The sequence below is a fragment of the Enterovibrio baiacu genome (assembly GCF_004120195.1).
Lineage (GTDB): Bacteria > Pseudomonadota > Gammaproteobacteria > Enterobacterales > Vibrionaceae > Enterovibrio > Enterovibrio baiacui.
This window is the reverse complement of the sequence record NZ_SCHN01000022.1, coordinates 72,579-83,670: the sequence shown is the minus strand read 5'-3', so window position 1 is coordinate 83,670 and position 11,092 is coordinate 72,579. Positions and strand designations below refer to the sequence as shown.

Genomic DNA, 11,092 nt, shown 5'->3' with positions numbered 1-11,092 from the left:
ACTGGGCCCATCCCGACGCGAGAAGCCCGAAGGTCCTCCTCTTTGGTCCGTAGACATCATGCGGTATTAGCAGTCGTTTCCAACTGTTATCCCCCACGTCAGGGCAGGTTCCCAGCCATTACTCACCCGTCCGCCGCTCGCCGCCCAACAAATCCTCCGAAGAATCWWTGTTGTCGCTGCCGCTCGACTTGCATGTGTTAGGCCTGCCGCCAGCGTTCAATCTGAGCCATGATCAAACTCTTCAATTAGAATTTTGTTGTTATTCCCATCTCCGAAGARACAGTTCTAACGCTCAATGAATACTGAATTACTTTTTTGCCCGTAGGCAAAACTGCATTGCTGTGTTGATAGTATCACTCCGAAAAGCGCCACCATCTTGGTCACTCAGTTCATTGATAAATCTTTATGCCTATCAAGTACGAGTGCCCACACAGATTGTATAGGTCAAATTGTTAAAGAGCTGCCCAGCTTCGCTGAGCGGAGAGAGATTTAAACTCAACTCCTTTTTTGAGTCAAGCACTTTTGCTTTCCTCATGTTAGCTGCGAACTTTGCCGTGCCAACAGGGAGCGCATTATAGGGAGTGAATCGTTCTTGGCAATACCTTTTTGACAAAAAAATCAGTTTTTCTTCAAAAAGCAGTTCAAGTGCTCAAAACATCATCATTGTGATAAAAAAACAGCCCAAATAGGCTGTTTAGATAGAGATATTCGGTAAAAAGAAAATACGCCTGTGGCTTACATTTCTTTTAAATAGGCAGGTACATCAGCAATGCTATCGAGTACAGCCGTTGCTAACGCCTCTCCTTCTTCTGATACTTGTTTTCCGGTGCGTACAAGAATCTTTGTCGCAACACCAGCAGCGGCAGCGGCTCGCATGTCATCGGCTTTATCACCAATCATGACTGACTTATCCATGTCGATCTTCAGGAACTTACACGCATCTAAAAGCATTCCTGGTTTAGGTTTACGACAATCACAGTCTTTTTTATACGTTTCATCACCATGCTCAGGGTGATGCGGACAATAGTAGATACCATCAAAATCCACGCCATTGTCTGCAAAATTCCAGTCCATCCATTCAGTTAAGGAAAGGAAGTCGTCTTCGGTGTAATAACCACGAGCAATGCCTGACTGGTTTGTTACGAGTACAAGCAAGTAGCCCATCTCTTTCAATGCACGACATGCATCGAATACACCGTCGATATATTCAAAGTCGTCGACTTTGCTGATGTAACCATGATCAACGTTAATAACGCCGTCTCTATCAATAAATACCGCTGGATTGGCCAAAGCTATGCCCTCTATATATGCTTAGTGCGCGATTATGACATGCAATTCGCTCATCATCTATTGTCACACAGTCTCTTCATCTAGATGTGGTAAAGTCTGCATCAAATGAAAGAGAGAGTTACTTTATGAATTACTCACTTTTCCCTGTGGGTCACATTCAGTCCCCATTCAAAGAAAAGTTCGCGGTTCCTCGTCAGCCTGGGTTAGCCCCTAGCGCAAAGGCATCAATCATTTTGGCCGGGGATGCCAATAACGAAGATGCTGTACGCGGCTTAACTCAATTTTCACACATTTGGGTTCTCTTCTTGTTTGATCAAAACCTCAAACAAGGTTGGACACCTACCGTTCGCCCACCCCGTTTAGGTGGCAATGAAAGGGTGGGTGTTTTTGCCAGTCGCGCGACATTCCGCCCAAATGGCATTGGCATGTCCGTTGTATCAATAGAGAACGTTCGTAGGGCTGACAGCCAAGTTATCATTGAGATTGGGAGTTGTGATCTGGTTGATGGCACACCCGTGGTCGACATAAAACCCTATATTCCCTATTCCGATGCAGTTCCAGATGCACTGGGTGGTTATGCCAGTGATGCGCCACAAACACTGGATGTTTCATTCAGCACTGAAGCAACGCATGCACTTTCAACGCTCAAAGATGGCCAACACAAAGCACAGGTCATCAAAGAGGTGCTAGCTCAAGACCCTCGCCCAGCCTATAAAAAGGGCAAAGATGATAAGAAAGAATATGCTGTTCATCTTTTCGATCTAAACGTGAAGTTTATCGTTGATGAACCAGCCATCGTTGTGACAACGATAGAAGCCTTTTGCGATTAGGGTTGTCACTGGTAATATGGCCCACTTATTACCTTCCATAATGTAACTTGATAAACGGATAGCATAGATGCGTACCAGTAAATACCTTCTTAGTACTCTGAAGGAAACGCCAAACGACGCAGAAATCATTAGCCACCAGCTAATGTTGCGTGCTGGCATGATCCGCAAATTGGCATCAGGCCTATACACTTGGATGCCTAGTGGTTTGCGTGTTCTTCAAAAGGTTGAAAAAATCGTTCGTGAAGAAATCAATAACGCTGGCGCTATTGAAATTCTAATGCCCGTAGTTCAGCCCTTTGAACTTTGGGAAGAAACGGGTCGCTCTGAAAAGATGGGTCCTGAGCTATTGCGCTTTACTGACCGCCACATGCGTCCGTTTGTTCTAAGCCCAACTGCTGAAGAAGTGGTTACCAGCTTGGTTCGCAATGAAATCAACTCGTACAAGCAGCTTCCTTTGAACTTGTACCAAATTCAGACGAAATTCCGTGACGAACGACGCCCGCGTTTTGGCGCGATGCGTGCACGTGAATTCTCAATGATGGATGCATATAGCTTCGATTTGGACAAAGAAGGTCTTCAAGCGTCATACGAAGCAATGCACGTTGCATACTGTGCTGCATTCGATCGTATGGGCCTTGATTACCGTCCAGTGCTTGCTGACACCGGTGCGATTGGTGGTTCTGCTTCTCACGAATTCCACGTTCTTGCGAACAGTGGTGAAGACGTAATCGCATTCTCAACAGAATCTGATTACGCAGCAAACGTTGAGATGGCTGAAGCGCTAGCACCTGCAGGTGAACGTGAAGCAGCGACGCAAGAAATGACGATGGTTGATACGCCGAACGCAAAAACCATCGCAGAGCTTGTTGAGCAATTCAATCTCCCAATTGAAAAGACCGTTAAAACGCTGTTTGTTAAAGCATCAGAAGAGTTTGATGGTGAATTGGTCGCATTGCTCGTTCGTGGTGACCATGAGCTTAATGAAATCAAGGCTGAGAAACTGCCACAAGTTGCAGCGCCTTTAGAATTTGCAACTGAAGAAGAAATTCGTGCAGCAGTGGGCGCAGGCCCAGGCTCTCTTGGCCCAGTGAATCTGTCATTAACCTTCATTGCAGACCGCAGCGTTGCAGCAATGAGTGATTTCGGTGCGGGTGCAAACATCGACGATAAACACTACTTCGGAATTAACTGGGGCCGTGATGTTGAGTTGGGTGATGTTGCAGATATCCGAACTGTTGTTGACGGCGATCCAAGCCCATGCGGCAAAGGTACGCTTCAGCTTAAACGCGGTATCGAAGTTGGCCATATCTTCCAGTTGGGTACCAACTACTCTGAGAAAATGAATGCTGGCGTACTGGGTCCTGATGGTAAGAACACTATCCTAGAGATGGGTTGTTACGGTATCGGTGTATCTCGCGTTGTTGCGGCTGCTATTGAACAGAACCACGATGATAACGGCATCATCTGGCCAGAAGCGCTTGCACCTTTCAGTGTTGCGATTGTTCCAATGAACATGCATAAATCTGAGCGTGTACGTGAAGCGGCAGAGAAGCTGTACGCTGATCTAACGGCTGCGGGCATTGAAGTGTTGTTTGATGATCGTAAAGAACGTCCTGGCGTTATGTTCTCTGACATTGAATTGGTGGGTGTTCCACATACCATCATTATCGGTGAGCGCAGCATGGACAACGGTGTGTTTGAATACAAACACCGCCGTAACGGTGAAAAAGTGCCTGTAGAAATAGACGCAATGGTTGAATACGTTAAGTCTCAAATGGCTTAATGATTCAAACAAAAACGCCTCCAAATTGGAGGCGTTTTTTTAAAGCACATTTTCGGAAAACGTAACGTAGTTTCTGCCTTTTTCCTTCGATAGATACAAGGCATCATCCGCAAGCTTAAAATACTCGTCCACACTTCTGAGCTTTTCTTTCGCATCAACCATGGTTGCCCCAAAGCTCATCGTTACCGGAATACGTTTTCCATCGAACGTAAATTCATACAACTCTATCGATTCGCGCAGTCGCTCTAATACAACGAACGCTTCTTTTTCGTCATGCGGCGAAAACACCAAGCAAAACTCTTCGCCGCCCACCCTACCTACTCTGTCATAGGGACGAAGCTTGTGGCCTAGCAACTCCCCAAGTTGGCGCAGCAGCGCATCTCCACCGGGGTGACCATAGGTATCATTCACTTTCTTAAACCAATCGATATCACACAGGGCAAAACAGAGTTTTCCTTTCTCTCTTTCTATACGAGAGAAATCTTCATTCAACCGTTCAAATAGCGCCCTGCGGTTAAGCAACCCCGTTAATTCATCGTAACTGGCAAGATGATCTAAACGATGCATCGCATCCACCAACCGAGATTGAAGTTCTAGCGTACGGATCCCAACATCAACGCGAGCTCGAAGTACCTGCGTATTAAATGGTTTAGGCACATAGTCATTGGCCCCTTTATTTAGACCCAATGCGATATGTTCCGCACTGTCGCGCGCTGTACAGATAATAATGTAAGGCGGGTTGGATGTTTCGATTTGGCAGATCTTCTCACACAGTTCAATACCGCTATACCCCGGCATTTCCCAATCAAGAAGCAATAAAGATGGAGGATTGGGATGCATCATGACTTCTAAAGCTTCCAGACCATCATTGGCAACAATGACGTCTAATCCCCATTTTCGTAAAAGCACTTCTACAAGCTTTGCCAAAGCTTTGTCGTCATCTGCAACCAATGCAGTGAATGAAGGAGCCATGTAGTTATCCAACATCAAGTTATGAATAAAAATATAACACTCACCGTTCTATTGTAATGACTCGTGCTCAATAAATGACCCAGCTTTTAGCGTTCCATCACACTCACTATGGAAACAGTTGAATAACAATAACTTCAAAGCTTGCTGTACAGACTAAGCCCAACGAATACGGCATGCTAAAGTTGTTATAACCACAGAGATCCAAGGATGAACCGGCCACAATATGAAGAGCAATAATAAAAGCACAAAAGGCAATCCTCAAAAGGTCGCGCTGATACTCAGTGGGGGTGGCGCACGTGCGGCTTATCAAGTGGGTGTATTGAAGGCAATCTCTGAATGGTATCCACGCGTCCATGCTAGCCCCTTTACCATTTATTGCGGAACTTCAGCAGGGGCGCTAAACGCAACATCGCTTGCGTGCCATTCGTCATCTTTTCGACTCGGCGTCAAAAAATTGTCTTGGCTTTGGTCGAAGCTACACACCAAAGATGTTTTTAGCAGCTCTTATGGCGACATACTTCATCATCTAGGTCGACAAGGATTTGCGCGCATGCGTGCACAGTATCACTGCGCCCCTCCTTTTGGCTTGCTCGACAATCGCCCTCTTCGAACACTGCTGAACAACGTCATAAACTACAACAAGATAGAACACCAAATCATCAACAAGCACCTACACGGGTTAGCTATAACTGCGTCGAATTATCAAACCAGTAAATCAGTGACCTTCTACCAAGGGCAACCAGAAATTATGCCTTGGGTTCGCTCTCGCGCCATTGGGCTGCAATGTCAAATCACTACTGAACACTTGCTTGCCTCCTCTGCAATTCCCATTGTTTTTCCCGCGTCACAGATAGGGCACGGGTACTATGGCGACGGCTCTGTGCACCAAATCGCACCATTACGGCCCGCATTAAAAATGGGCGCGGAGAAGCTCCTCATCATTGATTTAGCGCCACCACAAACCAAGGTTAAACAGGCCGTACCTAGCGCGCCAGGGCTTGCAACGCTCGGTGGACACTTAATGGATGCCATCTTCGCTGATACATTGTCAGCCGATCTTGAGCACCTGGACAGAATGAACAACATTGTTTCTTCACTCGACAGTAAAAAAGCCGAAAATTTGGCGCTGCGGCAAGTTTCTGCCCTGCACCTTTCTCCTTCCAGTCCCTTCGAACCCTTGGTTGAGAAGTATTATTGTCATATGCCTATCGCAGTTCGAGGCTTGATGAGGTTACTGGGCATAAGCCCTGTTGAAGATGCTGCAATAACCAGTTATCTGCTTTTTGAGCCGAAATATATCAACCACTTAATTGACATGGGGTACCAAGATGCTCAAAATCGTCGATCCGATTTAACGGCGTTTCTTTCTATCGAATAAACCCCGTTAAACAAACCCATCATCGTAAGATCGATCATTTGGAATACTTTTTGCTTTAAGTATAACCAGCCCGCAGTAATGGATTTCAGAGGCATTATCGATGAGTACTCGACAACTGGAACAATTAAAGCAAACAGCGATACAATCGCGCCGCGTTCCTTTAGCCGCAGATCAGCGTTTGATAGTGCTACAAAAGCTGCAAGGCAGGCTCGAAATAGATTCTCTTTTTGAAGTATTTTGCCGAGAACTCGAAAAGCAAATCGATATCTCCCGCCTTATCTGGGAGCACAACGAGATTTCTCACATCGTTCGACGTGGTGGATCCACCGATAACCGTCAAACTTTCTCCATCAAGTTCGCGCAATCCCCCTTAGGAATGCTGCAATACTGTACGCCCTACAAACTCGACACTGATGAGATAAGCCTGATCCACACATACCACAGATTACTGGCAGGGCCATTGAGCAATGCGATTGAATACAATCGCGTTAGAAACCTCGCCTTGCTTGATAACCTCACAGGGCTGAACAACCGCACCAGTTTTGAACAAGATATTCGTCAATCTATCGCGCTTACAGAGCGCCAAGATCATGGTTTGATCTTAATGATTTTCGACATGGATAATTTCAAACAGGTTAATGACACTTATGGCCACTTAGACGGCGATAAAGTCCTGCGCCGCTTTGCGCTGCTTTTAAAACAAGCCATTCGCGCATCTGATCGCTGCTACCGTTTAGGTGGTGATGAATTTGCGGTTCTACTGACACCCGCAACACGCGAGTCTGCGCAATTAGTGAACGAGCGCTTGAAAGCACTTATCTCAAAAGATGCCTTGCTCACGTCCCATAATATCTCCAGTTCTGTCGGCTGCTCTATCTACCAACAGGGTGACAACAGCACATCCATGTTTGAGCGCGCAGACCGCGGCATGTACCGACACAAAAATAGCCGTCGTCGACCTGCTTAATCCGCCCTCTTTCACGCCGTTTCCTCTCCTTTCGTCTCCCTTTTTACGATATATTTCACTCAGCGTTTTATTTAGGAGTGATTATGCAAATCTACGATTGTTGCACGTTGGTTCGTCAGCGTTATGCAGAAATTGGCAGCGGTGAACAAGGGTATATTCCAAAGGCCATTCACTGTGCGATCAAAACCTTAAACTCAATTGCATCAGACGAGTCTCTTCCTGAAGAAACTCGCGATCAGGCTGCATTCGCGGCAGCAAACCTGCTGATCAGTGACCACGAGGATGCGTAATGGATCTGAAAAACTTTGAGAGCATGGATGCGGTGATGCTGATGAGTATCGTAAACATGAAGCTAAGAGACGACTTCAACTCTTTAGACGATCTCGTTCGATACTTTGACATTGATGCCGAAGCACTAAAAGCCAAATTGGCGACTGCAGGTTTTGATTACATGGAAGAACAAAAGCAGTTTCGATAACCCTGCATCATCGCCCAATAAAAAACGGAAGCCGATGCTTCCGTTTTTTATTAGCAAAGTTGTGTTGCGTTTACGCTACTGACATCCAGATAACAGCAGCAACCAGAGCAGGACAAACAAACTTCACATAGAAAGGCCATACTTTCCAAAACAGGCTGTGCTCAATGCCTTCAAACCCTTCACGCATTTCCTGCAATTTCTGATGACGGTTCCACACCCAGCCACCATACAAACAGAATAATAGCGCTGCGATAGGTTGGACATACTGTGTTGCAACCGTTGCGACAAGGCCGAATAGGTCACCAAAATTAAACACTATCACCGTACTGAATGCCGCGATAACACTGCCCAGTAACCAACTCGCTGTTGAGCGAGACGTGCCGACACGTTCGTTCATCAACGCTACCGGACATTCCAACATGGAAATGGACGATGTGAGCGCTGCTATGGTCATCAAGACAAAGAACACCAAAGCAATGAAAGTACCTGCTACTCCTAGGCCATCAAACAACATAGGAAGCACATCAAATACCAGCGTAGACGAACTGAGCAATTCACCATGTTGATCGTAGATTTCGACGCCCTGCGCCATGGCCGCAAACATTGCTGGCATGATCACTAAGCCCGCAATGACGGCGACTGCAGTGTCTACTAGCGTCACGTTCATCGCCATCTTAGGCAGGTTTTCTTTACGGCTTAGGTATGAGCCATAGATAAGCATGGAGCAGCCACCAATGGTGAGAGAAAAGAAGCCCTGCCCCATTGCCGCCAAAATCAAATCACTGTCCATGATTTTTGAAAAATCAGGGATCAGATAGTGTGCAAGGCCTTCAGTTGCACCCGGTAACGTCATGACATAAATAAACATGACGCCGAACAATACAAACAGGGCAGGCATTAAGCGTGTTGACCACTTTTCGATACCATTTTTCACGCCGGCCTGAACGATCAAAATGGTCAATAAGTAAAACACACCAGCACCAAACAGGTTTCGGCCAACAGAGAAGCCTTTCAGCCAATCTGATGCAGCATGCAAACCGACCAAGTCCGCTCCTGCCGCCAGCATGAATGACACTAACCAGCCACCCACGATGCTATAAAACGCCAAGACAAGGCATGGCACCATCAACCCGATAAAACCAACACCGCCACCAAGTTTTTTCGTGAGTGGCGTTTTACCTAAGGCACGCATGCTATCGATAGGATTCGCTTGACCATGGCGCCCTATTGCCATTTCGACAACGAGCATAGGGTAAGCAACCACAAGGATCAGCAACAAATAGACGAGAAGGAATGCTCCGCCCCCGTTACTCGCCGCTTGAGTAGGGAAGCCCCAAATATTACCTAAACCAACCGCTGCACCTGCAGCGGCAAGAACAAAACCGAGTCGAGAACTAAAATGCTCACGTCCTGCTGCCATTGAGTTAACCTCGAACAATGTACCAGTGAGCTAGTACACTAGTAAACTCTAGCATTAATAGCAATAGCAGTGGATTTGAATGGCTAAAAAACGAGCGAACAAAATATAAATCTGCGAGTTAGTGCGAACCAATAAAAAAGCCACAACATATGTTGTGGCTTTCAATCAGCTATACCTGCTGGGCGGTTACTTCATTTGAGCGAAATATGCCGCGAGGTTTTCCATGTCTGCATCGCTTAGCATCGTTGCTTGAGGCTTCATGATTGCAGCCTGTGCACTGGTGCGTTCGCCATTTTTGTAAGCTTTAAGCGCAGAAACCAAATACTGCGGATTTTGACCCGCTAGGTTTGGGTACCCGGGAATCACTGCAATACCATTTGCACCATGGCATGCGGCACAAATTGCTGCTTTTGCTTTTCCTGCTTCCGCATCTCCAGCGGCAAATGAGGGAGCAGCCGCCATCATGGCAACCAGCCCCAAAGATATAATATGTTTCATTGCTTCCTCACTTATTGTTATGTCGTACCAATCAATTTTTACACGTGAATAACATTTACGCACTTAATCAATGAGTTTTGTGCCAGACAAAGTCACAGTCCTGACCTTCAAAGCCTTCACAAACAAATAGCCCTGCAACGGCAGCAAGTGTTTCTCCATAGTAGAGAAGCGGAGTGCGCCTTCGCATCCAGCTTGGAACACCATATTCTTGATACAGCTTTTTCAGTCTGCGTTTCCCCTGCCGCCCCAGTGGACGCGCAAACACACTTTCAGGATCAAAACGTATCGACACTTCTTCGTCAGCTTTAGGTCTACGTAAGTGCAAGCTAACTCGATTACCTTGAGCATCAAATTTGTGGCGCGTTGATTCGATGCCATCACCGAATAGCGCTACCTGACCACTCTCATTAGGCAAAACAGCTATCTGACTTAGTTGCAGTGACCCGCACCAATCGGAGATGTCTTCAAACTCCGGGACAACATAAAGCTGGGATTGAAAGCGTCTAACTTGCCAGTCTCCAAGGTGCAACTTGGGATTAGCATCGTCTGAGGCAGCAATGACGGAGGAAAACAGCGTGTTTAGCTGAGCTTGAGAAGCAGAAAGGCCAGTGGCTTGTTTTAGCCAGCGACGAACCAATGCTGACTGCATTTTCTCTGAATAATCAGCAAGTGCATGCAAGGCGAGCACCTTCGGCTCAGGGCGAACAATGGCATCATGCGATTCAAGCAACTCTTCCAACAAGGCTTCTTGCTCTGCACATAAAGATGCAGTGCGGTTTATGGCCTTAACGAGCCCAGGCCAACGTGATTGTGCAGGAGGCAGCCAACGTTGACGAATGAAGTTGCGGTCAAACTTACAATCTAGGTTGCTCTCATCCTCTACCCAGCTTAATCCTTGTTGAACGGCATACGCTTCAATCTCTGCACGTGTCACCGACAATAAGGGCCTCAAGAGGTGTGCATGCCCCATTGGACGAAGAATGGGCATCGCGGACAACCCAGCAGGTCCACTGCCTCTTTTGAGCGCGAGAAGGAAAGTCTCCGCCTGATCATCGGCATGTTGTCCTGTCAAAATAAGGGCATTGGATTCCACATTGTCGGTAATACCTTGATAACGCGCCGTTCTCGCCGCTTTTTCAACGCCCTCGCCGTTGTTTTCGACCTTTACCTTCACGCCTTTAAAAGGCAACCCCGCATCGCTCGCCCACGCTTCGCATTGCTTCATCCAAGCATCAGCATGGGAGCTCAGTCCGTGATGGATGTGGATCACTAAATAGCGGTGTTGTGGATGAACATCCCTGTAGGTAGATAAAAGATCGAGCAGAACACGAGAGTCAATGCCACCGCTAAATGCCAACACAATTTGGCGAGAAGATGGCGCATGGGCATCGAGAACATTTTCAAAAACAGAGAACAACATGTGTGCCTCAACGGAAACGGATTCTTCTAATCATACCATTCAGATGCAAAAAAGGG

11 protein-coding genes and 1 rRNA gene are annotated in these 11,092 nt (G+C 46.7%); 6 read left to right on the top strand and 6 right to left on the bottom strand.

Annotated features, from left to right (window positions below):
* Positions 1-248, bottom strand: a 16S ribosomal RNA gene (locus tag EQP46_RS20865); the annotation flags it as partial.
* Between the two features lie 487 nt (positions 249-735).
* A complete protein-coding gene (gmhB, locus tag EQP46_RS20860; RefSeq protein WP_129495472.1) occupies positions 736-1,290 on the bottom strand; it encodes a D-glycero-beta-D-manno-heptose 1,7-bisphosphate 7-phosphatase in 555 nt (184 codons plus the stop codon).
* 125 nt (positions 1,291-1,415) lie between these two features.
* Here gmhB and tsaA point away from each other — a divergent pair, with 125 nt between their 5' ends.
* On the top strand, positions 1,416-2,120 hold the full coding sequence (gene tsaA / locus EQP46_RS20855; RefSeq protein ID WP_129495471.1) for a tRNA (N6-threonylcarbamoyladenosine(37)-N6)-methyltransferase TrmO: 705 nt from the start codon (positions 1,416-1,418) through the stop codon (positions 2,118-2,120).
* Between the two features lie 67 nt (positions 2,121-2,187).
* Positions 2,188-3,903 (top strand): proline--tRNA ligase, encoded by a 1,716-nt coding sequence (locus EQP46_RS20850; RefSeq protein ID WP_129495470.1) that lies wholly within the window; start codon positions 2,188-2,190, stop codon positions 3,901-3,903.
* A 39-nt stretch (positions 3,904-3,942) separates the two neighbouring features.
* On the opposite strand, the gene EQP46_RS20845 is transcribed toward EQP46_RS20850, so the two are convergent.
* Entirely contained in the window at positions 3,943-4,875 is a 933-nt protein-coding gene (locus tag EQP46_RS20845) for a GGDEF domain-containing response regulator (RefSeq protein ID WP_129495469.1), read from the bottom strand.
* A gap of 223 nt (positions 4,876-5,098) precedes the next feature.
* On the opposite strand from EQP46_RS20845, the gene EQP46_RS20840 reads away from it, so the two are divergent.
* The 4 genes from EQP46_RS20840 (at position 5,099) to EQP46_RS20825 (ending at position 7,698) form a co-directional block, all read left to right on the top strand.
* Positions 5,099-6,253: a patatin-like phospholipase family protein gene (locus EQP46_RS20840; RefSeq protein ID WP_129495468.1), complete on the top strand. Its 1,155-nt coding sequence runs from the start codon at positions 5,099-5,101 to the stop codon at positions 6,251-6,253.
* Between the two features lie 100 nt (positions 6,254-6,353).
* Positions 6,354-7,220 (top strand): GGDEF domain-containing protein, encoded by an 867-nt coding sequence (locus EQP46_RS20835; RefSeq protein ID WP_129495467.1) that lies wholly within the window; start codon positions 6,354-6,356, stop codon positions 7,218-7,220.
* 83 nt (positions 7,221-7,303) lie between these two features.
* Entirely contained in the window at positions 7,304-7,510 is a 207-nt protein-coding gene (locus tag EQP46_RS20830) for a YaeP family protein (protein ID WP_129495466.1), read from the top strand.
* Positions 7,510-7,698 carry a DUF4250 domain-containing protein gene (locus EQP46_RS20825; RefSeq protein WP_129495465.1) on the top strand — a complete coding sequence of 63 codons (189 nt, stop codon included), beginning with the start codon at positions 7,510-7,512 and terminating at the stop codon, positions 7,696-7,698. Before EQP46_RS20830 ends, EQP46_RS20825 begins: the two co-directional genes overlap by 1 nt.
* 70 nt (positions 7,699-7,768) lie before the next feature.
* Here EQP46_RS20825 and EQP46_RS20820 read toward each other — a convergent pair whose 3' ends face one another.
* The 3 genes from EQP46_RS20820 to tilS all read right to left on the bottom strand — a co-directional run bounded on the left by EQP46_RS20820 (position 7,769) and on the right by tilS (position 11,036).
* The gene (locus EQP46_RS20820; RefSeq protein WP_129495464.1) at positions 7,769-9,118 is read right to left on the bottom strand and encodes a sodium-dependent transporter; all 1,350 of its coding nucleotides are present in this window, start codon (positions 9,116-9,118) and stop codon (positions 7,769-7,771) included.
* Positions 9,119-9,304: 186 nt separating this feature from the next.
* Entirely contained in the window at positions 9,305-9,616 is a 312-nt protein-coding gene (locus tag EQP46_RS20815) for a c-type cytochrome (protein ID WP_129495463.1), read from the bottom strand.
* A 67-nt stretch (positions 9,617-9,683) separates the two neighbouring features.
* Complete coding sequence (gene tilS, locus EQP46_RS20810) at positions 9,684-11,036, bottom strand: tRNA lysidine(34) synthetase TilS (protein ID WP_129495462.1); 1,353 nt, start codon at positions 11,034-11,036, stop codon at positions 9,684-9,686.
* Between the last annotated feature and the right edge of the window lie 56 nt (positions 11,037-11,092).